We start from the raw sequence: 22774 nt of genomic DNA, 5'->3' as shown, positions 1-22774 counted from the left end.
GCTCTATGCTCAGTAATGATATTCTTCGTAGCCTGCGCTACACCCTGAAAGCCAATAACAACGACATGGTGCGCATTCTTGCGCTTGCCGACATGGAATCCACCTCGGCCGGGTTCGACACATGGATGACCAAAGAGGACGAGGAGGGGTTTGTTCGCTGCCCGGACATCATCCTCTCCGGTTTTCTGAACGGCCTGATCTACCACAAGCGTGGCAAAGATGAATCTGCGCCTGAGCTGTCGCTGGAGCGTCGTGTAAACAACAACACGGTGCTGAAGAAGCTGCGCATCGCCTTTTCACTGAAAACCGACGATATTCTGGCCATCATGAGCGAGCAAAAGTTCCGCGTCTCAATGCCGGAAATCACCGCCATGATGCGCGCGCCGGACCATAAAAACTACCGCGAGTGTGGGGATCAATTCCTGCGCTACTTCCTGCGTGGGCTCACCAACCGGGTGCATGCCGCGAAGCCGTAATGTTGCCCGGCGGCGGGCCTACAGGTTATGTAGGCCGGGTAAGGCGAAGCCGCCACCCGGCAAAAAGGCATAAAAAAAGCCGGAGATTATCTCCGGCTTTTTTATTACTTAACCTGGTGACCAGGCAGCGCACCGCTGTCCGGGCTTAACAGGAAGATATCTTTCCCGCCAGGACCTGCGGCCATCACCATCCCCTCAGAGATGCCGAAGCGCATTTTGCGCGGCGCAAGGTTCGCCACCATCACCGTGTGGCGACCAATCAGCGCCTGCGGGTCCGGGTAGGCGGAACGGATGCCGGAGAAGACGTTGCGCTTCTCGCCGCCCAGATCGAGGGTCAGGCGCAGCAGCTTATCGGAGCCCTCCACAAATTCCGCGTTTTCGATCAGCGCCACGCGCAGATCGACTTTAGCGAAATCATCGAAACTGATGGTCTCCTGAATCGGATCGTCCGCCAGCGGGCCGGTTACCGGTGCGGCGGCGGCTTTCACCTCTTCTTTCGAGGCTTCAACCAGGGCTTCAACCTGCTTCATCTCGATGCGGTTGTAGAGCGCCTTGAAGGCGTTCAGCTTATGGCCGAGCAGCGGCTGATTGATGCTGTCCCAGCTCAGTTCGGTGTTCAGGAACGCTTCAGTACGCGCGGCCAGCTGCGGCAGAACCGGCTTGAGGTAAGACATCAGCACGCGGAACAGGTTGATCCCCATGGAGCAGATCGCCTGCAGGTCAGCGTCGCGGCCTTCCTGTTTGGCAACTACCCACGGTGCCTGCTCGTCAACGTAGCGGTTCGCCAGGTCGGCCAGGGCCATGATTTCACGCACCGCTTTGCCAAACTCGCGGCTTTCCCAGGCATCGCCAATCACGGCAGCCGCGTCGGTGAAGGTTTTGTACAGCTCAGGATCGGCCAGTTCCGCCGCCATCACGCCGTCGAAACGCTTGGCGATAAAGCCGGCGTTACGGGAGGCCAGGTTGACCACTTTGTTCACGATGTCGGCATTGACGCGCTGCACGAAATCTTCCAGGTTCAGGTCGATATCGTCGATACGGGACGAAAGCTTCGCCGCGTAGTAGTAGCGCAGGCTGTCGGCATCAAAGTGGTTCAGCCAGGTGCTGGCCTTAATGAAGGTGCCGCGCGATTTGGACATCTTCGCGCCGTTCACGGTGACATAGCCGTGGACAAACAGGTTGGTTGGCTTGCGGAAACCGCTGCCTTCCAGCATGGCTGGCCAGAACAGGCTGTGGAAGTAAACGATATCTTTGCCGATGAAGTGATAGAGCTCGGCATCGGAATCTTTTTTCCAGTATTCGTCGAAGCTTACGGTATCGCCGCGCTTGTCGCACAGGTTCTTGAAGGAGCCCATGTAGCCGATAGGCGCATCCAGCCAGACGTAGAAGTATTTGCCCGGCGCGTTCGGAATTTCGAAGCCGAAGTAGGGCGCATCGCGGGAGATATCCCACTGCTGCAGGCCGGATTCAAACCACTCCTGCATCTTGTTCGCCACCTGCTCCTGCAGCGCGCCGCTGCGGGTCCACGCCTGCAGCATTTCGCTGAACGAAGGCAGGTCGAAGAAGAAGTGTTCGGAGTCACGCATCTCTGGCGTCGCGCCGGAGACCACGGACTTCGGCTCAATCAGCTCGGTTGGGCTGTAGGTCGCGCCGCACACTTCGCAGTTATCGCCATACTGGTCCGGCGACTTACATTTCGGGCAGGTGCCTTTCACGAAACGGTCCGGCAGGAACATGCCTTTTTCCGGATCGTAGAGCTGAGAAATAGTGCGGTTTTTGATAAAACCGTTCTCTTTCAGACGGGTGTAGATCAGCTCCGACAGCTCGCGGTTTTCGTCGCTGTGCGTGGAGTGATAGTTGTCATAGCTGATGTCGAAGCCAGCAAAATCGGTCTGATGCTCCTGACTCATTTCGGCAATCATCTGCTCCGGGGAGATACCCAGCTGCTGCGCTTTCAGCATGATTGGCGTGCCGTGCGCGTCGTCTGCACAGATGAAGTTTACCTCGTGGCCGCGCATTCGCTGGTAACGGACCCAGACATCAGCCTGGATATGCTCCAGCATGTGGCCGAGGTGGATGGAGCCGTTAGCGTACGGCAGAGCGCACGTCACCAGAATTTTTTTCGCGACTTGAGTCATAGTAGGTATTACTTCTTTTAGCTGTAAAAAGGGTTTTTGATGTTACCCGAAAGGGAATAACTACGCCAAGTGATAAGGGCATTAATCCATAAATGAATAATTGTTACCTCTGGGGTAAACTTGGTAATTACATCTCTTTTTCAGAACAACTACAAAGGAGTCGGGATGAGTTCTCAATCCCAGGCCAAATCACCGGAAGCCTTGCGCGCAATGGTTGCCGGGACGCTGGCTAATTTTCAGCACCCCACCCTGAAGCACAATCTCACCACGCTGAAAGCGTTACATCACGTGGCGTGGCTGGATGATACCCTGCATGTCGAACTGCATATGCCTTTCGTCTGGAGCCATGCATTCGAGACGCTGAAAGAACAAACCAGCGCCGAGCTGCTGCGCATCACCGGGGCGAAAGCCATCGACTGGAAATTAACCCATACCATCGCCACGCTGAAACGGGTGAAGAACCATCCGGGTATCAATGGCGTGAAAAATATCATTGCGATCAGTTCCGGCAAGGGCGGGGTAGGGAAATCCTCCACCGCCGTGAACCTGGCGCTGGCGCTGGCCGCTGAAGGGGCGAAGGTCGGTATTCTGGATGCCGATATCTATGGCCCGTCAATTCCTAACATGCTGGGCGCGGAAAATCAGCGTCCGACCTCGCCGGATGGCACCCATATGGCGCCGATTATGGCTTACGGTCTGGCGACCAACTCCATTGGCTATCTGGTTACTGACGACAACGCCATGGTGTGGCGCGGGCCGATGGCCAGCAAGGCGCTGATGCAGATGTTGCAGGAAACAATGTGGCCGGATCTCGATTATCTGGTGCTCGATATGCCGCCGGGCACCGGCGACATTCAGCTGACCCTGGCGCAGAACATCCCGGTGACCGGCGCGGTGGTCGTCACCACTCCGCAGGACATCGCGCTGATTGATGCCAAAAAAGGCATTGTGATGTTCGAGAAGGTTGAGGTGCCGGTGCTGGGTGTCGTTGAAAACATGAGCATGCATATTTGCAGCAACTGTGGTCATCATGAAGCCATCTTCGGCACCGGTGGGGCAGAAAAACTGGCTGCGCAGTATCATACCCAGCTGCTGGGGCAGATGCCGCTGCACATTACGCTACGTGAAGATCTCGATAGCGGCAAGCCGACCGTCGTCAACCGCCCTGAAAGTGAGTTCGCTGAGATGTATCGTCAGCTGGCAGATCGCGTTGCCGCACAGCTTTACTGGCAGGGTGAGGTGATCCCGGGCGACATCGCGTTCCGCGCGGTGTAAGCCTTTGCCGGGTGGCGCTTTGCTTGCGCGGGCCTACACGTCAGGCAAGGTAAGCGAAGCGCCACCTGGCGCATTAAGCGATTAACGGTGGTAGAAGATATCGCCGTTATACGCTTTGTAGATCTTACCGTCCGTATCACCCACCAGCACGTAGTTCTCGCCCATGTAAGTCCAGTGGGTCCCCGCATCCGGTTCAGGCAGGTTACGCAGCTTATACTGCTTGATGGTGTACTCAGGTGTCAGGTACTGCGCCGGGGCGAAATCACCAATCTTGTATTTCGTAAAATCGGCTACAAACTCCTGTTCCTCATAGGCCTGGATGCCAGAGGGGGCCGCTGCGGCTTGTGGAGCAGCAAATGCTGCGCTCGCCAGTGACATCAATACGCCCAGAAGTAGAATTTTACCTTTAGTCATTTTATCTCCAGATTTACCGTGGCCATTACTCTTGTTCTGCCGTTTCGTGGCTGAGCAACAGATAGTCTATTTTATGTTTTGCCGGTTGGCTAAGGGTGTAAAAAATGTAACAAATCAACACATCCTTGTCTTTCTCAGGCCAAATCCATTTATTTATTAAACGAATTAATTCTTAATTTAAATTTATAATATTTATCATTTCTTTTATAAATTCCTAAAGTAACGCCTTCAGACATAATAGCCGTCAATGTACTATGTTAATTTTTTTGTGAAGTGTTTATGATATCTTTTAATTAATTTGTGCTGTTTTGGTTTTCCTCTTTTCAAAGATATCACCAGACAATCTCCAGTACGGTTAGTGATTTTTTTATTAGGTTATTTTCCTGTAACTCTTTGATTGTAATTAATATATTTTAGATTAGTAATGTGGCGAATTTAATGGGAGCTACAGGGAAATTAATGGGCATTTAACGGAATAAATTAGAGCACCCCTTATTAATGACAATACCACTCCGCACCAGTGTAGGTTTTATTTGCGCACTATTATTAACAGGCTGCACCATTACGCCTGGGCAACATATAAACACCTCTGGAAAAAATAAAATTGCGGTTAGCGACAATCCATATGATTTAAATAAGAAAATGGATGTCTGGCCATTAACACCTTCGGTGATTGAACAGCTGCGGACAAGCCAGGTGAAATCTCAGGCAAATCCGAATCTGGATGAGCAATTAAAGCACTGGGAGTACCGTATCGGCCCCGGAGATGTGCTGATGATCACCGTCTGGGATCACCCTGAACTTACAACCCCTGCCGGGCAGTACCGTAGCGCAAGCGACACCGGAAACTGGGTCGGCGCAGACGGAACGCTCTTTTATCCTTACGTCGGTAAACTGCACGTTGCCGGAAAAACGCTCGCCCAGGTGCGCGAAGAGATCACCGCCCGCCTGGACAGAGTGATTGAAAGCCCGCAGGTTGACGTCAGTATCGCGGCGTTTCGTTCGCAAAAAGCCTACGTTACTGGCGAAGTGGTAAAGTCAGGGCAGCAGCCAATTACCAATATTCCGCTGACCATTATGGATGCGATCAATGCGGCGGGTGGCCTCTCCCCGGACGCGGACTGGCGAAATGTGGTGCTGACGCACAAGGGTAAGGACACCCGGATCTCACTCTATGCCCTGATGCAGCACGGGGACCTGACGCAAAACAGGTTGCTGTGGCCGGGAGATATTCTGTTTGTACCACGCAATGATGCCTTGAAAGTTTTTGTCATGGGTGAAGTGGTGAAACAGAGCACCCTCAAGATGGATCGCAGCGGCATGACGCTGGCAGAAGCCCTGGCGAACGCGGGTGGCCTGAACCAAAGCATGGCCGATGCGACCGGTATCTTCGTCATTCGCTCCAACGGCAACAACAGTCAGGACGGCAAAATCGCGCGTATCTATCAACTCAATGCCCGCGATGCGTCTGCGATGGTGCTTGGCACTGAATTTCAGCTCCAGCCCTACGATATTGTCTATGTCACCACCGCGCCTGTCTCACGCTGGAACCGGGTATTGACGCAGCCGGTGCCGACGATCAGCGGCGTGCATGATCTGACCGAAACAGTGCGCTTCATTAAATCGTGGCCTGAATAATGATCCGATCCATTCTGGTGATTTGTACGGGAAATGTTTGCCGTTCCCCGATTGGCGAGCGGCTGTTACAGCAGCAGCTCCCCTCGTTAACCATCGCATCCGCAGGTATCCGCGCGCTTGCCGGGTACCCGGCGGATCGCTATGCGCAAAAAATTGCTGCCAGGCATGGCCTGTCGCTGGCGGATCATGTTGCACGGCCGCTGACGATAGCAATGATGCGGGAATACGATCTGCTTCTTGCCATGGAGTCAGATCAAATAAACCGGATCTCGCTTATCGCCCCTGAGGTGCGTGGTAAAGCCTTGCTGTTTGGGCAATGGCTGAGGGAACAGGAGATACCCGATCCGTACGGCAAAAGCATGGAAGCTTTTGAATATGTTTTTCGCCTGCTTGGCGAAGCAAGCCAGGAATGGGCCAACCGACTTACCGTTAAGGGATTACGTACATGTCGTCGAACATTGTAAATACTCAGGGTCAGGCTGATAGCCAACATGAGCTTGATCTGGCGCGTCTTCTGGGAGAGTTAATCGATCATCGCGTGGCTATTCTCGGCATTACGCTAATTTTTGCGCTCTTGGGAACGTTATACGCACTCTTTGCATCACCGGTCTATCTTGCCGATGCGATGGTGCAAATAGAAAATAAGCAGCAGAACAGTATTCTCAAAACCTTAAATCAGCTGACACCGGCGCTTTCACCAGATTCCAGCGCCGAAATTCAAATACTAAAATCGCGAATGATCCTGGGTGAAACGGTGGAAGCGCTGCGCTTACGCGATGAAATCACTCAGGTTCGCCTGCCGCTGATAGGCAAAGCATGGGCGAAGCTGACTGGTCAACCCGACGGCACATTGATTCTGGATAATCTGACGCTTCCTGAAACCGCGGGCGAGCCGATTATGTTGACCCTGACCGCCGAAGATAACGGCCGTTTTCTGCTGGAAGGAGAGGGTATCAGCGCGCGCGGCACGGTAGGTAGACCATTGCAGCATGGCGGGGTGAGCATTACCGTTCGCGAATTGTCAGCACCGCCTGGCACGCAATTCCGGGTTCGGCAACGTGGCCCACTGGAAGTGATAAATGCCCTGAGCCGTCAGTTTAGCGTGACAGAGCAGGGCAAAGAGAGCGGGATCCTGATGCTGAGTCTGACAGGCCACGATCCTGTGCAGATTAAAAACACGCTCAATCATATCATGCACAATTATCTGCAGCAGAATATTGCCCGCCAGGCCGCACAGGATTCACAGAGCCTCGTCTTTCTGCAACGCCAGCTGCCGCTGGTGCGGCAAGAGCTGGAGCAGGCCGAGGAGCGTCTCAATACCTATCGTAAACAGCGGGACTCGGTGGATTTAACCCTGGAAGCCAAGTCAGTGCTGGAACAGATTGTTAACGTTGACAATCAGCTGAATGAGCTCACTTTCCGCGAGGCGGAGGTCTCTCAGCACTTTAAAAAAGACCATCCCACCTATCGGGCGCTGCGTGAAAAGCGGCAGACTTTAGAGAGCGAACGTGAACGACTGAACAAACGTGTTGAGACGATGCCGTCTACGCAGCAGCAGGTTTTGCGCCTTAGCCGCGACGTGGATACCAATCGGGCGGTTTATCTTCAGCTTCTGACCCGTCAGCAGGAGCTCAATATCTCCCGCTCCAGCACGATTGGCAATGCGCGCATTATCGACTCGGCAGCCACAAACCCTGGGCCTATCAAGCCGCGCAAGGCGTTAATTGTCGCTTTTATGACCCTGTTCGGATTCTTTATCTCTGCCGCTGGCGTGCTGGCAAAAGCGGCGTTACGACGCGGCATTAACGCACCGGAACAACTTGAAAAAGAGGGCATTAACGTTTATGCCACCTTGCCCCATTCGGTCTGGCTGCACAGCAAAACCCGGGTGGGCAACCGCTATTTCTTCCACTGCTCCAGGCGGCATAAAATCAAAGATGTGCCATTCTTGCCCGTCGACAGGCCGCTGGATAATTTTGTCGAAGCCGTGCGCGGATTACGCACCAGCCTGCACTTCGCGATGATGGATGCCGTAAATAATATTCTCATGTTCAGCGGCCCGACTCAGGACTGCGGTAAAACACTGGTCAGTACCTCACTGGCGGCGCTGGTGACGCAGGTTGATAAACGGGTGCTGTTTATTGATGCTGATATGCGTAAAGGCTACGTGCATAACATCTTTGGGTTGCGCAATGATGCCGGTTTGTCGGATGTACTGTCAGGTAAAGTGACCTTCCAGGCGGCGATTCAGACTTACACCAGCGGACAGTTTGATGTCGTGACCTGCGGGCAGTATCCGCCTAATCCTTCAGAGCTGCTAACGCACGATCGTTTTCGTGAATTCATGACCTGGGCCAGCGAACAGTACGACATAGTGATTGTCGACGCTCCGCCGGTTCTGGCGGTCACCGATGCTGCGCTGGTAGGTCGGATCGCTGGCTCTACCCTGCTGGTAGCCCGGTTTAACGTGACCAGCGTTCGCGAGATGGAGGTCAGCCAGCACCGTTTACAGCAGATGGGGGTCAACATCAAAGGGGCAATTCTGAACGACGTCGTGAAATCGGCGGCCAGCTATTATGCTTCCGGTTACAATGCTTATGGTTATTCTGCCGGACAGCACGAAAACGAGAAGAGTAAAGCGAGATAACGAAAGAGAGACCCGGCAGCGAACGCTGCCGGGTGGGACAACTTACTTAGCCAGCAGCTCGTTCGCCGTGCGTTCCACCAGTGACAGCAGGACTTTAACATCCTCCAGGGTCACAATGGGGTTCAGCAGGGTCAGCTTCAGGCAGGTGACACCGTTATGCTCGGTAACACCCACGTTAGCGCGGCCTGATTCCAGCAGGGCATCACCAATCTTCTGGTTGAGCAGCGCGATGGCCGCGTCATCCAGCTGATGCTCCGGACGGAAACGGAACAGAACGCTCGCCAGCTGCGGCCGCATGACCAGTTCCAGTCGCGGCTGCTCAGTGACATACGCCGCAACCTGTTGGGCCATGGTGACACCGTGATCGATGATCTCAGCGTATTTTTTCTCGCCCAGCGCTTCCAGGCTCATCCACAGCTTCAGCGCGTCAAAACGACGGGTGGTCTGCAGGGATTTTGATACCAGGTTTGGTACGCCCGCCTCTTCGTCGAACTCAGAGTTCAGGTACGCCGCCTGATAGCGCATCAGCTCATAGTGACGCGCCTCTTTCAGCAGGAACGCCCCGCAGCTGATGGTCTGGAAGAACTGCTTGTGGAAGTCCAGAGTAACGGAATCCACCAGCTCGATACCGTCGAGGTAATCGCGATACTTCTCGGACATCAGCAGCGCGCCGCCCCATGCCGCATCGACGTGAACCCAGATATTCTGCTTCGCCGCCAGCTCTGCAATCGCACGCAGCGGATCGATAGCACCCGCATCGGTGGTGCCTGCAGTGGCAACGATCGCCAGAATCTGTTCGCCGTTGGCATTGCACTGCTCAATTTTCGCGGCCAGATCGTTAAGATCCATGCGCGAACATTCGTCAGTTTTTACCTGGATAACGGACTGGTAGCCGAGGCCCATCAGCGCCATGTTCTTCTGCACAGAGAAGTGTGCGCTCTCGGAGCAGAGCACACGGATCTTACGCAGATCGCCCACCAGACCATCCTGCTGGACGGAGTGACCCTGACGCGCAAAGAAGGCATCGCGCGCCAGCATCAGACCCATCATGTTGCTCTGGGTGCCGCCGCTGGTGAAGACCCCAGCGTCGCCCGCCTGATAACCCAGGCGGGTACGCAGCCACTCGATCAGTTTTATCTCGATAATGGTCGCGGACGGGCTCTGATCCCAGGAGTCCATGCTCTGGTTAGTGGCGTTGATCATCACTTCCGCCGCCTGGCTTACCACCAGGCTCGGGCAGTGGAGATGCGCCACACACTGCGGATGATGCACCGCCAGGCTGTCTTTCAGGAAATATTCAACGGCACGCTCGATAGCGGTTTCGTTGCCCAGCCCTTCCGGACTGAATTCCAGGTTGATACGCTCGCGCAGTTCGGCGACCGTTTTACCCTGGTACATTTCCGGCTGTTTCAGCCACTGCATGACCGCCTGGGTGCTCTGCTCGATCGCCTGCTGGTAGGCTTCGATGCTTTGCGCCGAGGACGACAAAATCGGGTTTAAATCTGACATTCTATCCATTGTCTCCGGTTAAACTGGGCGAACGCCCGCAGCAAGCAGCGCCTGCTCAAATTTGTCCAGGAACACATTCAGCTCCTGATCGCTGATCAGCAGGGAAGGCAGCAGACGCACAACGTTACCGTTACGGCCGCCACGCTCCAGAATCAGGCCCGCTTCGAAGCACTTCTTCTGGATCAGCGCAGCGAGCTCGCCGTCGCCCGGGAAGCAGCCCATATGGTCGGCAGCTTCGTGCGGTTTAACGATCTCGATGCCGATCATCATGCCCAGACCGCGCACGTGACCGATAACCGGATAGCGTTTCTGCAGCTCAACCAGCTTCGCTTTCAGCCACTCGCCCTGGGCGGCAACTTTATCAGCGATGTTCTGCTTTTTGAGGATCTGCAGGGTGGTGAGGCCGGTAGCCATCGCCAGCTGGTTGCCACGGAAAGTACCGGTATGGTGACCCGGAGACCAGGCATCGAACTGCTTTTTGATACCCAGAACGGCCAGCGGCAGACCGCCGCCTACAGCTTTGGACATCACCACGATGTCTGGCTGAATACCTGCGTGTTCGAAGGCGAAGAATTTACCGGTACGGGCAAAGCCAGCCTGAACTTCGTCGAGGATCAGCAGAATGCCGTGCTCTTCAGTCACTTTACGGATGCGCTGCAGCCATTCAACCGGCGCCGGGTTCACACCGCCTTCGCCCTGGACCGCTTCCAGGATCACGGCAGCAGGTTTACGCACGCCGCTTTCCACGTCGTTGATCAGGTTTTCGAAGTAGTAGGTCAGCGCTTTCACGCCCGCTTCACCACCGATACCCAGCGGGCAGCGGTACTGGTGTGGGTAAGGCATGAACTGGACTTCAGGCATCATGCCGTCAACCGCTTCTTTCGGAGAGAGGTTGCCGGTCACAGACAGTGCGCCGTGGGTCATGCCGTGATAAGCACCGGAGAAGCTGATAATGCCGCTGCGGCCAGTTACTTTTTTCGCCAGCTTCAGCGCGGCTTCAACGGCGTCTGCACCGGATGGGCCGGTAAACTGCAGGCAGTACTCTTTACCCTGACCTGGCAGCAAGGAGAGCAGGTATTCTGAGAACGCGTCTTTTAACGGCGTAGTCAGATCCAGGGTATGTAACGGCAAGCCGCTGGTAATGACACTTTGAATGCTTTTCAGCACATCAGGATGGTTATGACCCAGCGCCAGCGTTCCCGCACCGGCCAGGCAATCAAGATACTCTTTATTATCCGCATCGGTGATCCACACCCCTTCCGCCTTCGTAATAGCTAAAGGCAGTTTGCGCGGATAACTCCTGACATTGGATTCCATTTCGGCCTGACGGGCCAGATAGGTTTCGTTGGTTTTGAAAGAAGAAGCATTCAAAGTATCAATACGGACTTTATCCGTCATCATATCACTCCTACAACCGCAGCTCAGCACGTGGCTCCGATTGAATAATTAATGAAAAAAATGAGAAGGGCCTCAAAAAACGCGGCCAATATAGAGCCTTTTTGCCCGGGGCTCAATGGTTAATTGTTTATCGTTTTGTAACGCGCGTTGAATCAACGCGCGTAAGGCGTAACCCCGCATGGTAGCTGAGGTTTTGTGGGGGGCGCTTCGTGTAAAAAAGAGGGGCGTTTTAGAATACTTTTGGACTACTTTTGAACGACGTTCAGAATGCCGTTGTCGCGCCCATGGGTTTTATTCCACGAGGCATCGGTCACGCCGTCCGCATCCAGTGAGATCGACAGGACGTAACCTGCGCCTCTGACTTCGTAGAAGTTAGCATTAAAGCGTTTCACCGTGGCTTTTTTGCCGTTGATGGTCGCCTGGGTAAAGCCGTTATTGATGCTGGCTTTGATACCGTTGGCGCTAAATGACGCTTCACGCAGCGGGTCGGCAACGTGTGCCGCCTGACCGTGTTGTACGGCTTCATGCGCATTCTCGAGGGCCTGTTTTTCCGCCGCGGCATTGATGGCGGCCTGACGGTTTTGGTCGGCAATGTAGCAGGCGTCGCGGCTCAAGCCCTTGGCCTGACACTGCGCCAAGCGCTGCTCTTCTGAGACGCAGCCCGCAAGAAGCGTAGCCACTATCCCGACTAACAGAATCTTTTTCATACATTAACCTTAAATAAGTTGAGGAACCGATATTCCCCGGGGTTGATAAGTTCATTATTGTTGGTCTGGCCATTCTTTGCGTGCGTCTATAATAGAAACGCAGCGATGGCTCGGGATGACTATCGCGGAAGAGGTGCGTTATCAGGTTGACGGAGATCACATTTAGCACGAATAGCTAAAAACTTGAGAGTTATCCTGGCTGAAGGTTATCCGGAGGTCAGAAAATGGTTTTGCAGATGTAAGCCGGGTGGTGACGGGAATGTAGTAAAGAGGGGCCAGAAAGGATCTTGCTATTGCCAGACGCATCCTCTACGCTGCCTCCATTACAGTATGTAATTTGACTCGGGGTGCCCTTCTTTGTGAAGGCTGAGAAATACCCGTACCACCTGATCTGGATAATGCCAGCGTAGGGAAGTCAGATGCCCTCCGGGCTATCGCTTCTTCGCGCAAGGCAGGAGCGATACCATGCAGCCTGACCTGCTTAATCTACACGCCTTACACCATTTCCGAACCCGTTCTCCGCTGACCCACTGCATGACCAACGACGTGGTGCAGACCTTTACCGCCAATGTCCTGCTGGCCCTTGGTGCATCACCGGCGATGGTGATTGAAGCCGAAGAGGCGGAACAATTCTCCGCGCTGGCCGATGCGCTGCTGATCAACGTCGGCACCCTGACCGCACCGCGCGCCCAGGCGATGCGCCGGGCCATTGAAAGCGCGGTGGCGGCGGACAAGCCCTGGACGCTCGATCCGGTAGCCGTTGGCGCGCTGGCGTACCGCACCCGTTTTTGCCAGCAAATTCTCACCCTGAAACCGGCGGCCATTCGTGGCAATGCCTCGGAAATTCTCGCGCTCGCCGGGATGAGCGCGGGCGGGCGCGGGGTGGACACCACCGACACGGCGGCCAGCGCGCTACCCGCTGCCCAGGCGCTGGCGCGGCAAACCAATGCGATTGTGGTGGTGACGGGGGAGGTGGATTACGTCACTGACGGACTGCGCACCCAGACCCTGACGGGGGGCGACCCGATGATGACCCGGGTGGTGGGCACCGGCTGTGCGCTGTCGGCAGTGGTGGCGGCCAGCTGTTCGCTGCCGGGTGACCGGCTGGATAACATCGCGGCGGCCTGTGGCTGGATGAAACGGGCCGGTACCCTTGCGGCTGCTCAAAGCCGCGGGCCGGGCAGTTTTGCGGCAGCATTCCTTGATGCCCTGTGGGCACTGGGGGCACAGCGATGAAACGCATTAATGCCCTGACCATTGCCGGCACCGACCCCAGCGGCGGCGCTGGCATCCAGGCTGACCTCAAAACCTTCTCCGCGCTCGGCGCATACGGCTGCTCGGTGATCACCGCCCTGGTAGCCCAGAATACCCGGGGGGTGCAGTCGGTCTATCGCATTGAGCCTGATTTTGTAGCGGCGCAGCTTGAGTCGGTGTTCAGCGATGTACGCATCGACACCACCAAAATTGGCATGCTGGCGGAGGCCGATATCGTCGAGGCCGTCGCGGAGCAGCTCCTGCGTCATCAGGTGAAGAACGTGGTGCTGGATACGGTGATGCTGGCGAAAAGTGGCGATCCGCTCCTTTCACCTTCCGCCGTCGATACGCTGCGTAAGAAACTGCTGCCGCAGGTGGCGCTCATTACCCCTAACTTACCCGAAGCCGCGGCGTTGCTGGATGCGCCCCATGCCCGCAATGAGCAGGAGATGAAAGCCCAGGGCGATGCCCTGCTGGCGGTGGGGTGTGAAGCGGTGCTGATGAAGGGCGGGCATCTGGACGATCCTGAAAGCCCCGACTGGCTGTTCACCCGGGATGGAACCCTGCGTTTTACCGCCCCGCGCATCAATACTAAAAATACCCACGGCACCGGCTGTACGCTCTCGGCCGCGCTGGCTGCGCTGCGCCCGCGGCATGATAGCTGGGCGGATACGGTGCGCGAGGCCAAAGCCTGGCTCTCCTGCGCGCTGGCAGAGGCGGACACCCTGGAAGTGGGGCAGGGCATTGGTCCGGTCCACCATTTCCATGCCTGGTGGTGAAGGTTAACGCCTATCGCTGGAAAATTCGCCACCCACGGACCAGGCTTAGGGAGCTCGCAATCCTGTGAGCCTGGAGAAAACATGCCGACAGCCCGTCGGCACTAAGGGGAGCAAACCTATGACTGATATTGCGCAGTTGCTCGGCAAAGATGCCGAAAGCCTGTTACAGCATCGTTGTATGACCATTCCAGCCGACCAGCTCTATCTGCCTGGCCACGACTACGTTGACCGCGTGATGGTCGACAACAACCGCCCGCCAGCGGTACTGCGAAATATGCAGACCCTGTATAACACCGGGCGTCTGGGGGGAACCGGCTATCTGTCGATCCTGCCGGTGGACCAGGGGGTGGAGCACTCGGCCGGGGCGTCGTTTGCCGCTAACCCGCTCTATTTCGATCCGAAGAATATCGTCGAGCTGGCGATCGAGGCGGGCTGTAACTGCGTGGCCTCCACCTATGGCGTGCTGGCCTCGGTCTCGCGACGTTATGCCCACCGCATCCCGTTCCTCGTCAAGCTCAACCACAACGAAACCCTGAGCTACCCTACCGAATATGATCAGACCCTGTATGCCAGCGTCGAGCAGGCGTTCAACATGGGTGCGGTAGCGGTAGGGGCGACCATCTATTTCGGCTCCGAGCAGTCGCGCCGCCAGATAGAAGAGATCTCCGCCGCCTTCGAGCGTGCCCATGAGCTGGGCATGGTGACGGTGCTGTGGGCCTATCTGCGTAACCCGGCCTTCAATAAAGACGGCACGGATTACCACGTCTCTGCAGATTTAACCGGGCAGGCCAACCATCTGGCGGCCACCATCGGGGCGGATATCGTTAAGCAGAAAATGGCTGAGAACAACGGCGGCTATACGGCGGTCAAGTTTGGCTATACCGACGATCGGGTCTACAGCAAACTGACCAGCGATAACCCCATCGACCTGGTGCGCTACCAGCTGGCGAACTGCTATATGGGCCGCGCGGGGCTGATCAACTCAGGCGGTGCGGCAGGAGGCGAGACCGATCTCACCGATGCGGTGCGCACGGCGGTGATCAATAAACGCGCGGGCGGTATGGGGCTGATCCTCGGCCGTAAGGCGTTTAAAAAATCGATGGCCGACGGCGTGAAGCTGATTAACGCCGTGCAGGACGTCTATCTCGATAAAAAAGTCACTATCGCCTAGCCATTCTGCCCCTCTTCCGCTGGAAGAGGGGCAGATGCCGGGCGGCACTTTGTTTGCCCGGCCTACAGCGACGAGAACTACTAACGAAACCTTGTTTCATTTCATTCAAATCACCCTTCCGATCCACTTCACATTTCCCCTCTCTTTTGTGAAAAGTATCACTCCCTCCCGTGCAGATGCACAAAAAATGGTCAGCGCTTAGCGGAATTTGTCTAAGGCAGTGGACGAATTTTGCGCTTAAAGTTAGTTTCGAAACAGCTTTTCAAAATGAAAGAACACGCTGAACCTACGCCGTTTTAAGGACAAAAAATGAAAATCGAATCTGTAAACGTCACCGTCTTTCAGTATCCCACCCGCCGGGTCTCTGACAGCGCCGGACATTCCCATCCGGGACCGGAAAGCCTGGCGAAAATGGCGATGCTGACCATTACCGCAGACGATGGCACCAAAGGGTACGCCTTTGCACCGCCGGAAGTGGTGCGCCCCTTTGTGGTCAATACTTTCTTCCGTAAGGTGCTGATCGGCCAGGATGCGTTTAATCGCGAAAAGATCTGGCAGGAGCTGGCGCACTGGCAGCGCGGCAGCGCTCATCAGCTGACCGAGCGCGCGCTGGGCTTTGTCGAGCAGGCGCTGTGGGATCTGATTGGCCGCAAACTCAATATGCCGGTGTGTAAACTCCTCGGCGGCTATCGCGATAAAGTCCCCGCCTACGGCAGTACCATGTGCGGCGATGACCTGCCGGGCGGTCTCTCCACCCCGGAAGAGTACGCCAGCTTCGCGGAAAAACTGGTTGCCCGCGGCTACAAAGCGATCAAGCTCCACACCTGGATGCCGCCAGTCTCTTTCGCCCCCAACCCGAAGATGGATATCAAAGCCTGCGCCGCGGTGCGTGAAGCGGTCGGGCCGGATATCGACCTGATGATCGACGGCTACCACTGGTACAGCCGCGCGGAAGCACTGTGGATCGGTAAGGAGCTGGAAAAACTCAATTTCGCCTGGTTTGAAGAGCCGATGGAAGAGGAGAGCATGGCCTCCTATGCCTGGCTTGCCGAAAATCTCTCTATTCCCATCGTCGGGCCGGAAAGCCTGGGCGGTAAGCACCACAGCCGCGCCGACTGGGTGAAGGCGGGGGCGTGCGACATCCTGCGCGCCGGTGCCAATGGCGTGGGCGGCATTTCGCCAACCCTGAAAGTGGCCAACCTGGCCGAATCGTTTGGTATGGACTGTGAAGTGCACGGCAACGGCGCGGCGAGCCTGGCGGTGATTGGCGCGATCAAGAACTGCCGCTGGTACGAACGCGGACTGCTGCACCCGTTCCTCGATTACGATGAGCCAGCTGCGTACCTGCACAGCCTGATCGACCCGATGGATGATGAGGGCATGGTCAGCCTGCCGACGCGCCCGGGACTCGGCGAAGAGATTAATTTTGCGTATATCGAAGCCAATACCGTCAGCCACGACTGATAAATAAAACTTCTACCCTACAAACGGTATACACAGATGAAGAAAAACTCCCTCACGAGGGCGTGTTTACTCGCGCTCTCGCTGATGATGGGGAGCGGCGCGGCGTACGCGAAAACGCCGCCCGATCAGCTCATCATCGGTATGAACATGAATAACCTGCTGACCCTCGATCCGGCCGCGATGACCGGCAACGAGGTGGTGGGCATTGTGGTCAATCTCTACGATTCGCTGGTGGAACTGGATCCTAACACGCTCACCAACGTCAAACCGGCGCTGGCGAAATCATGGGATATTTCGCCGGACGGCAAAACCCTGACCTTCCACCTGCGCGATAACGTCACCTTCCACTCCGGTAACCCGCTGACCGCCGAAGACGTGGTGTGGTCCATGCGCCGCCTGCTGCACCTGAACCTCGCTCAGGCCTCGGTATGGAAATCTTACGGTTTCAGTAAGAAGAACATCGACCAGCAGATTAAGGCCCTGGATGACTATACCGTGCAGCTCACCCTGCCGAAGGCCAACGATCCGCAGCTGGTGATTTACTCCCTGGGGGCGCTGGGCAACCTTGGCGTGCTGGACCGCAAAACGGTGCTCAGCCACGAGGTGAACAACGACTGGGGCAACCGCTGGCTCACCACCAACGAAGCCGGATCCGGGCCGTTTATGCTGGAGACCTGGCAGGCAAAAGATGTGCTGCGCATGCAGCGCAATCCGCACTACTGGCGCGAAGAGCCGAAGATGAACCGCGTGGTGTTGCGCCACTTCCAGGAGTCGCAAACCCTGCGCCTGATGGTGGAGAAAGGCGATCTGGATATCGCCAGCAACATGGCGGTGGCTGACATCAACGCCCTGCGCAAGGATCCGCAGCTCACCGTCGAAGCCGTGCAAAAGGGCACGGTCTACTACGTGGCGATGAGCATGAAGGAGAAACACTTCGCCAACCCGAAAGTGCGCGAGGCGGTGCGCTATCTCATTGACTATCAGGGTATCAACAAGGCGCTGATGCCGGGCTATGGCGTGCTGCATCAGCGGCCCATCAAAGCGGGAATGCCGTCGACGCTGCCGGATCCGGGCTACAAACTTGATATTCCGCGCGCCAGAAAGCTGCTGGCGGAGGCGGGCTATCCGGAAGGTTTTGACACCACCCTGCGGGTGCTGGCGGATCAGCCGTTCCTCAATATCGCCATCGCCGTACAGTCCACCCTGATGCAGGCGGGTATCAACGCCAAAATCATTACCGGCACCGGGAATCAGATCTACGGCGCGATGCGCGAGCGTAAGTTCGACATGCTGGTGGGGCGCGGCGGCAGCGGCGTTGAGCCGCACCCGCACTCCAGCCTGCGCGCGCTGGTCTATAACCCGGACAACAGCGATGAAGCCCGGTTGACTAACTTCCAGGGCTGGCGCACCAGTTTTTACGACAAAACGCTGAACGAGATGATCGATAAAGCGCTGCTGGAGCGCGATCCGCAAAAACAGATCGCCGACTATCAGCAGATTCAGGTGCGTTACGACCAGTTGATCCCGGCGCTGATCCCGCTCTCCCAGATGGTCGATTCGGTGGTGGTGCGTAACGAGGTGAAAAACTTCCAGTCGCATCCCTCCGCCACCACCTTCCTGCGGGAAGTCTACAAAACCGGAGGTGAAAAATGAGTGTTGCGATCCTCGCCCCTGGCTCCCGCACCCGGCGTTTTTCAAAACGCCTGACCCAGGTGCTGGTGACCCTGTTCGGCCTGCTGGTGCTGACCTTTTTCATTGGCCGCGTCATGCCGGTCGACCCGGTGCTGGCCATTGTCGGCCCGGATGCGGACCACAGCACCTATCAGCAGGTCTATCAGCAGCTGGGCTTCGATAAATCCCTGCTGACCCAGTTCGGGATCTACCTCAATAACCTGCTGCACGGCGATTTTGGCAATGCCCTGCTGACCGGCAAACCGGTGCTGGATGATATTCTGCGCGTCTTCCCGGCCACCCTGGAGCTGGCAACCATGGCGATTATTGTCGGCGCCGGTTTAGGGATCCCGCTTGGGGTGCTGGCGGCCGCGCGCCGTAACAGCGTCTCGGATTATGTGGTACGCATCATCAGCCTGGCCGGGTATTCCACGCCGATCTTCTGGGTCGGGATGATGGGGCTGCTGCTATTCTACGCCTGGCTTGGCTGGGTAGGGGGCGCCGGACGGCTGGATTTAGGGCTGGATGGCCTGGTGCCGCGTCGCACCGGACTGATGACCGTCGATGCCCTGCTGGCGGGTAACAGCGCGGTCTTCTGGAACGCCATTAACCATCTGGTGCTGCCCGCCTCGCTGCTGGGCTTCCACTCCCTGGCTTACATTAGCCGCATGACCCGCAGCTTTATGCTGGCCCAGCTGTCGCAGGAGTTCATTATCACCGCCCGGGTAAAAGGCTTAACCGAGCGCCAGGTGATCTGGAACCATGCGTTTCGCAACATCCTCGTGCAGCTGCTGACGGTGGTGGCGCTGGCCTACGGCTCATTGCTGGAAGGGGCGGTGCTGATTGAAACCGTCTTCTCCTGGCCGGGCTTTGGCTCCTATCTCACCGGCAGCCTGCTGCTGGGGGATATGAATGCGGTGATGGGCTGCGTGCTGCTGGTGGGGATGATCTTCGTGATGCTCAATCTGCTCTCCGACATGCTGTATCAACTCTTTGACCCGAGGACGAAATCATGACCGTTTCTCTGGATACACCGCTGCGCGCTTCCCGCAGCGAAGGGCGCCAGCGTCTGGCGCGGATGGCCCGCCGCACCTTTGGGTTTGCCGGGCAGATGGCGCGTAACCCGCTGACGGCCATTGGCGGCGGCATTATTCTGCTGCTGTTGATCGTGGCGGCCTTCGCGCCCTGGATCGCCCCGTACAACCCGCTGGTGCAGGATCTCAATAACGCCCTGGTGGCGCCGAACGCGCAGCACTGGTTCGGCACTGACGAATTTGGCCGGGATATCTTCAGCCGCCTGGTCTACGGCTCTCGCATCACGCTCTATATCGTGCTGCTGGTGTCGGTCACCGTTGGCCCGCTGGGGCTGCTGCTGGGTGTTACCGCCGGCTACTTTGGCGGCAAGGTGGATGCGGTCCTGATGCGCGTCACCGATATCTTTATCTCTTTCCCGAGCCTGGTGCTGGCGCTGGCGTTTGTCGCAGCGCTCGGCCCGGGGCTGGAACATGTGGTGATCGCCATTACGCTCACCGCCTGGCCGCCGATAGCCCGACTGGCAAGGGCAGAAACCCTCTCCCTGCGCCAGGCCGACTTTATCTCCGCCGTGCGTCTGCAAGGTGCTTCGCCGGTGCGGGTGCTGTGGCGCCACATCGTGCCGCTGTGCCTGCCGTCGGTGATTATCCGTATCACCATGAATATGGCCGGGATCATCTTGACCGCTGCCGGGCTGGGCTTCCTCGGCCTTGGCGCGCAGCCGCCGGAGCCGGAGTGGGGGGCGATGATCTCCAGCGGCCGCACCTACATGATGGAGTGCTGGTGGGTGGTGACAATTCCGGGGCTGGCGATCCTGATTAACAGCCTGGCGTTCAACTTCTTAGGAGATGGCTTACGTGACATCCTCGATCCTCGCAGCGCCTGATGCGCCGCTGCTGGACGTGCGCGATCTGCACGTCGATTTTATCAACGGACGCGCGGTCACCCACGCGGTGCGCGGCGTCTCCTTTCAGCTCGGGCGCGAGAAGCTGGCGATTGTCGGTGAGTCGGGCTCCGGTAAATCCACCGTCGGGCGGGCGCTGCTGCGCCTGCACCCGGCAAAGGCGCAGATCACTGCCACCCGAATGCAGTTTGGCGATGTCGATTTACGCAGCGTCAGCGAGGCGCAGATGCGCGGTATTCGCGGCAAGCGCATCTCGATGATCATGCAGGATCCGAAGTACTCCCTGAACCCGGTGGTCTGCGTCGGGGATCAGATTGCCGAGGCCTGGCTGACTCATCATCCTGGGCGTAAGGCCGAGGCGAAAGCCAAAGTGCTGGAGATGCTCGATGTAGTGCGCATTCGCCAGCCGGAGCGGGTCTATCAGCTCTATCCGCATGAGATCTCCGGCGGGCAGGGGCAGCGCATCATGATCGCCATGATGCTGATCACCGACCCGGAGCTGGTGATTGCCGATGAGCCGACGTCAGCGCTGGACGTCTCGGTGCGGCTACAGGTGCTAGGCCTGCTGGACGATTTAGTCCAGTCCCGCGGGCTGGGGCTGATCTTTATCAGTCACGATATCAACCTGGTGCGCAGCTTCTGTGACCGGGTGCTGGTGATGTACGCCGGGCGGGTGGTGGAGTCCATCGCCGCCCACGAGCTGCACAACGCGAAGCACCCCTACACGCAGGGGTTGATCAATGCCCTGCCTGAGATGAATCACCGCCGTCCGGTGCTGCCGGTATTGCAGCGCCAGGCCAGCTGGCTGACCGAATAAGGAGCGAAGATGATCGAGGTAAAAAACCTGAATCTGGCTTTTGGTGAAGGGGAAAAACGCAGCCAGGTACTGTATGACGTCAGTATTAACGTGCAGCCAGGGGAGATTTATGGCCTGGTAGGGGAGTCGGGCTCCGGTAAAACCACGGTGTTAAAGTGCCTGGCAGGATTATTCACCCACTGGGAGGGGGCGCTGGCGATTAACGGCCAGGCGCTGGAGCGGCGCATCAGCCCGCAACGCTGCCGTCTGGTGCAGATGGTATTTCAGGACCCTTACGGTTCGCTGCACCCCCGGCACACCATCGGCGATATTCTGGAAGAGCCGCTGCAAATTCACGGCATCAACGACCGGGAGCGACGTATTCACGGCTTGCTGGACAAGGTTGGTCTCAATCGCGCTTTCCGCGACCGCTACCCGCATCAGCTCTCCGGCGGCCAGCGCCAGCGCGTGGCCATTGCCAGGGCACTGATCCTGGAGCCGCAGGTGCTGTTGCTGGATGAACCTACCTCAGCGCTGGACGTCTCGGTACAGGCAGAAATCTTAAACCTACTGGCGGAACTGCAGCGCGAGTCGAAACTCACCTACCTGATGGTGACCCATGACCTGGGGGTGATCGCCCATCTCTGCCAGAAGGTGGCGGTGATGCAGTACGGCAAAATTCTGGAAACGCTGACGGTGGATGACCTGGTGGCGGGGCAGGCTAAAACCGATTACACCCGAATGCTGGTCAGCGCCAGCCAGCAGTACAGCCGCGAGATGGCGAGGGAGGTGGCGGTCTATTAGTGCGGTCTGTTTGCCGGGTGGCGGCTTCGCCTTACCCGGCCTACAAAACCCGTAGACTCGCGCAAGCGCAGCGCCGCCGGGCAACTCAGCGCAGAAGCGGACAGTCCGGCGGCAACCGACATTTGAGCGCCCCCGGTAAAAGGGCGATGTGGAAGTGGTCCCCGCTCAACGGCTCGCCATCCAGGTTAAAGGTCATGCCGTGCGGCGCCTGAATTTCGAACCACGCCGACTCGCCATCCACAAGATGCGGGCTCTCTTCCGCTTTGGTCAGAGTAGTGAACAGGGCAGGCAGCAGCTCATCGCCAGTGATGATACGCACCCCGAGCAGCCCGTCATTGATCAGCGCCTCCGGGCAAAGCTGCTGACCGCCGCCTGCCTGACGGCCATTGCCGATGCCAATCACCAGGGCGTTACCCTGCCAGTGGAAGTTCTCGCCGCGGATTTCGCACAGATCGGGTTTCAGGGTATCTAATCGCGCCAGACCGTGGATCAGGTACGAGACCCCACCCAATGCCGCTTTCAGTTTTTCCGGGGTTTCGCTGGTAATACGGGTGCCAAATCCCCCCGTCGCCATATTGATAAAGCAGGTTTTGTCGTTGACCCGGGCAATATCTACCGCCGTGGCTTTTCCGGCGATAGCCAACTGCAGGGCTTTATCGAGCGCCTCCGGGATGCCGGCGCTTGGGGCAAAGTCGTT

Annotated in this window: 20 protein-coding genes and 1 riboswitch; of the genes, 14 read left to right on the top strand and 6 right to left on the bottom strand. The window is 57.1% G+C overall.

Annotated features, from left to right (window positions below; translation table 11 throughout):
* Positions 1–5 precede the first annotated feature (5 nt).
* On the top strand, positions 6–476 hold the full coding sequence (locus WFM46_RS00100; protein WP_103180277.1) for a DUF1456 family protein: 471 nt from the start codon (positions 6–8) through the stop codon (positions 474–476).
* 104 nt (positions 477–580) lie between these two features.
* On the opposite strand, the gene metG is transcribed toward WFM46_RS00100, so the two are convergent.
* Positions 581–2614, bottom strand: coding sequence for a methionine--tRNA ligase (gene metG, locus WFM46_RS00095; protein WP_336996858.1), 2034 nt, complete (start codon positions 2612–2614; stop codon positions 581–583).
* 165 nt (positions 2615–2779) lie between these two features.
* Between metG and apbC the strand changes: the two genes are divergently transcribed.
* The gene (gene apbC, locus WFM46_RS00090) at positions 2780–3889 is read left to right on the top strand and encodes an iron-sulfur cluster carrier protein ApbC (protein ID WP_103180274.1); all 1110 of its coding nucleotides are present in this window, start codon (positions 2780–2782) and stop codon (positions 3887–3889) included.
* A gap of 81 nt (positions 3890–3970) precedes the next feature.
* On the opposite strand, the gene WFM46_RS00085 is transcribed toward apbC, so the two are convergent.
* On the bottom strand, positions 3971–4303 hold the full coding sequence (locus WFM46_RS00085) for an RcnB family protein (protein ID WP_103180272.1): 333 nt from the start codon (positions 4301–4303) through the stop codon (positions 3971–3973).
* A gap of 498 nt (positions 4304–4801) precedes the next feature.
* Here WFM46_RS00085 and WFM46_RS00080 point away from each other — a divergent pair, with 498 nt between their 5' ends.
* From WFM46_RS00080 to WFM46_RS00070, 3 genes are read left to right on the top strand one after another with little or no spacing between them, the layout of a single operon-like run.
* On the top strand, positions 4802–5941 hold the full coding sequence (locus WFM46_RS00080; protein WP_336996857.1) for a polysaccharide export protein: 1140 nt from the start codon (positions 4802–4804) through the stop codon (positions 5939–5941).
* Positions 5941–6405, top strand: coding sequence for an arsenate reductase/protein-tyrosine-phosphatase family protein (locus tag WFM46_RS00075; RefSeq protein ID WP_103180270.1), 465 nt, complete (start codon positions 5941–5943; stop codon positions 6403–6405). Before WFM46_RS00080 ends, WFM46_RS00075 begins: the two co-directional genes overlap by 1 nt.
* Positions 6387–8588: a polysaccharide biosynthesis tyrosine autokinase gene (locus WFM46_RS00070; RefSeq protein ID WP_336996856.1), complete on the top strand. Its 2202-nt coding sequence runs from the start codon at positions 6387–6389 to the stop codon at positions 8586–8588. Before WFM46_RS00075 ends, WFM46_RS00070 begins: the two co-directional genes overlap by 19 nt.
* Positions 8589–8630: 42 nt before the next feature.
* Here the strand turns inward: WFM46_RS00070 and WFM46_RS00065 are convergent, their stop codons facing one another.
* The 3 genes from WFM46_RS00065 to WFM46_RS00055 form a co-directional block, all read right to left on the bottom strand.
* Entirely contained in the window at positions 8631–10097 is a 1467-nt protein-coding gene (locus tag WFM46_RS00065; RefSeq protein ID WP_336996855.1) for a pyridoxal phosphate-dependent decarboxylase family protein, read from the bottom strand.
* A gap of 18 nt (positions 10098–10115) precedes the next feature.
* Positions 10116–11498: a diaminobutyrate--2-oxoglutarate transaminase gene (locus tag WFM46_RS00060; RefSeq protein WP_336996854.1), complete on the bottom strand. Its 1383-nt coding sequence runs from the start codon at positions 11496–11498 to the stop codon at positions 10116–10118.
* A 242-nt stretch (positions 11499–11740) separates the two neighbouring features.
* Positions 11741–12202 carry a hypothetical protein gene (locus WFM46_RS00055; protein WP_336996853.1) on the bottom strand — a complete coding sequence of 154 codons (462 nt, stop codon included), beginning with the start codon at positions 12200–12202 and terminating at the stop codon, positions 11741–11743.
* Positions 12203–12535: 333 nt separating this feature from the next.
* Positions 12536–12632, top strand: a riboswitch (TPP riboswitch).
* Between the two features lie 35 nt (positions 12633–12667).
* On the opposite strand from WFM46_RS00055, the gene thiM reads away from it, so the two are divergent.
* The 9 genes from thiM (at position 12668) to WFM46_RS00010 (ending at position 22077) form a co-directional block, all read left to right on the top strand.
* Positions 12668–13438 (top strand): hydroxyethylthiazole kinase, encoded by a 771-nt coding sequence (gene thiM, locus WFM46_RS00050; protein ID WP_180209873.1) that lies wholly within the window; start codon positions 12668–12670, stop codon positions 13436–13438.
* Complete coding sequence (thiD, locus tag WFM46_RS00045; RefSeq protein ID WP_336996852.1) at positions 13435–14235, top strand: bifunctional hydroxymethylpyrimidine kinase/phosphomethylpyrimidine kinase; 801 nt, start codon at positions 13435–13437, stop codon at positions 14233–14235. The genes thiM and thiD overlap by 4 nt, the downstream gene beginning before the upstream one ends.
* Before the next feature lie 118 nt (positions 14236–14353).
* Entirely contained in the window at positions 14354–15406 is a 1053-nt protein-coding gene (gene fbaB, locus WFM46_RS00040; protein WP_103180254.1) for a class I fructose-bisphosphate aldolase, read from the top strand.
* Positions 15407–15715: 309 nt separating this feature from the next.
* On the top strand, positions 15716–16870 hold the full coding sequence (locus WFM46_RS00035; RefSeq protein ID WP_336996851.1) for a mandelate racemase family protein: 1155 nt from the start codon (positions 15716–15718) through the stop codon (positions 16868–16870).
* A 36-nt stretch (positions 16871–16906) separates the two neighbouring features.
* The gene (locus WFM46_RS00030) at positions 16907–18523 is read left to right on the top strand and encodes an ABC transporter substrate-binding protein (RefSeq protein ID WP_180209871.1); all 1617 of its coding nucleotides are present in this window, start codon (positions 16907–16909) and stop codon (positions 18521–18523) included.
* Positions 18520–19557 carry an ABC transporter permease gene (locus WFM46_RS00025; RefSeq protein WP_103180251.1) on the top strand — a complete coding sequence of 346 codons (1038 nt, stop codon included), beginning with the start codon at positions 18520–18522 and terminating at the stop codon, positions 19555–19557. Before WFM46_RS00030 ends, WFM46_RS00025 begins: the two co-directional genes overlap by 4 nt.
* Complete coding sequence (locus WFM46_RS00020; RefSeq protein WP_103180250.1) at positions 19554–20459, top strand: ABC transporter permease; 906 nt, start codon at positions 19554–19556, stop codon at positions 20457–20459. The genes WFM46_RS00025 and WFM46_RS00020 overlap by 4 nt, the downstream gene beginning before the upstream one ends.
* A complete protein-coding gene (locus tag WFM46_RS00015) occupies positions 20431–21294 on the top strand; it encodes an ABC transporter ATP-binding protein (RefSeq protein WP_336996850.1) in 864 nt (287 codons plus the stop codon). Before WFM46_RS00020 ends, WFM46_RS00015 begins: the two co-directional genes overlap by 29 nt.
* A gap of 9 nt (positions 21295–21303) precedes the next feature.
* Positions 21304–22077, top strand: coding sequence for an ABC transporter ATP-binding protein (locus WFM46_RS00010; RefSeq protein WP_336996849.1), 774 nt, complete (start codon positions 21304–21306; stop codon positions 22075–22077).
* 85 nt (positions 22078–22162) lie between these two features.
* Here WFM46_RS00010 and yegS read toward each other — a convergent pair.
* On the bottom strand, positions 22163–22774 hold a 612-nt coding region (gene yegS / locus WFM46_RS00005), incomplete at its 5' end, for a lipid kinase YegS (RefSeq protein ID WP_336996848.1).

This window comes from Leclercia sp. M50 (assembly GCF_037150775.1).
Taxonomy (GTDB): domain Bacteria; phylum Pseudomonadota; class Gammaproteobacteria; order Enterobacterales; family Enterobacteriaceae; genus Enterobacter.
Note: the sequence above shows the minus strand (reverse complement) of the source record. Positions and strands in the feature narration are given on the sequence as shown.

What these genes read in the sequence shown, in the direction of transcription:
- WFM46_RS00065 (WP_336996855.1), bottom strand. Translation starts at nt 10,097, where the DNA reads ATGTCAGATTTAAACCCGATTTTGTCGTCCTCGGCGCAAAGCATCGAA.
- WFM46_RS00060 (WP_336996854.1), bottom strand. Translation starts at nt 11,498, where the DNA reads ATGATGACGGATAAAGTCCGTATTGATACTTTGAATGCTTCTTCTTTC.
- WFM46_RS00055 (WP_336996853.1), bottom strand. Translation starts at nt 12,202, where the DNA reads ATGAAAAAGATTCTGTTAGTCGGGATAGTGGCTACGCTTCTTGCGGGC.
- WFM46_RS00100 (WP_103180277.1), top strand. Translation starts at nt 6, where the DNA reads ATGCTCAGTAATGATATTCTTCGTAGCCTGCGCTACACCCTGAAAGCC.
- thiM (WP_180209873.1), top strand. Translation starts at nt 12,668, where the DNA reads ATGCAGCCTGACCTGCTTAATCTACACGCCTTACACCATTTCCGAACC.
- WFM46_RS00070 (WP_336996856.1), top strand. Translation starts at nt 6,387, where the DNA reads ATGTCGTCGAACATTGTAAATACTCAGGGTCAGGCTGATAGCCAACAT.
- WFM46_RS00085 (WP_103180272.1), bottom strand. Translation starts at nt 4,303, where the DNA reads ATGACTAAAGGTAAAATTCTACTTCTGGGCGTATTGATGTCACTGGCG.
- WFM46_RS00035 (WP_336996851.1), top strand. Translation starts at nt 15,716, where the DNA reads ATGAAAATCGAATCTGTAAACGTCACCGTCTTTCAGTATCCCACCCGC.
- apbC (WP_103180274.1), top strand. Translation starts at nt 2,780, where the DNA reads ATGAGTTCTCAATCCCAGGCCAAATCACCGGAAGCCTTGCGCGCAATG.
- thiD (WP_336996852.1), top strand. Translation starts at nt 13,435, where the DNA reads ATGAAACGCATTAATGCCCTGACCATTGCCGGCACCGACCCCAGCGGC.
- WFM46_RS00025 (WP_103180251.1), top strand. Translation starts at nt 18,520, where the DNA reads ATGAGTGTTGCGATCCTCGCCCCTGGCTCCCGCACCCGGCGTTTTTCA.
- WFM46_RS00020 (WP_103180250.1), top strand. Translation starts at nt 19,554, where the DNA reads ATGACCGTTTCTCTGGATACACCGCTGCGCGCTTCCCGCAGCGAAGGG.
- metG (WP_336996858.1), bottom strand. Translation starts at nt 2,614, where the DNA reads ATGACTCAAGTCGCGAAAAAAATTCTGGTGACGTGCGCTCTGCCGTAC.
- WFM46_RS00075 (WP_103180270.1), top strand. Translation starts at nt 5,941, where the DNA reads ATGATCCGATCCATTCTGGTGATTTGTACGGGAAATGTTTGCCGTTCC.
- fbaB (WP_103180254.1), top strand. Translation starts at nt 14,354, where the DNA reads ATGACTGATATTGCGCAGTTGCTCGGCAAAGATGCCGAAAGCCTGTTA.
- WFM46_RS00080 (WP_336996857.1), top strand. Translation starts at nt 4,802, where the DNA reads ATGACAATACCACTCCGCACCAGTGTAGGTTTTATTTGCGCACTATTA.
- WFM46_RS00010 (WP_336996849.1), top strand. Translation starts at nt 21,304, where the DNA reads ATGATCGAGGTAAAAAACCTGAATCTGGCTTTTGGTGAAGGGGAAAAA.
- WFM46_RS00030 (WP_180209871.1), top strand. Translation starts at nt 16,907, where the DNA reads ATGAAGAAAAACTCCCTCACGAGGGCGTGTTTACTCGCGCTCTCGCTG.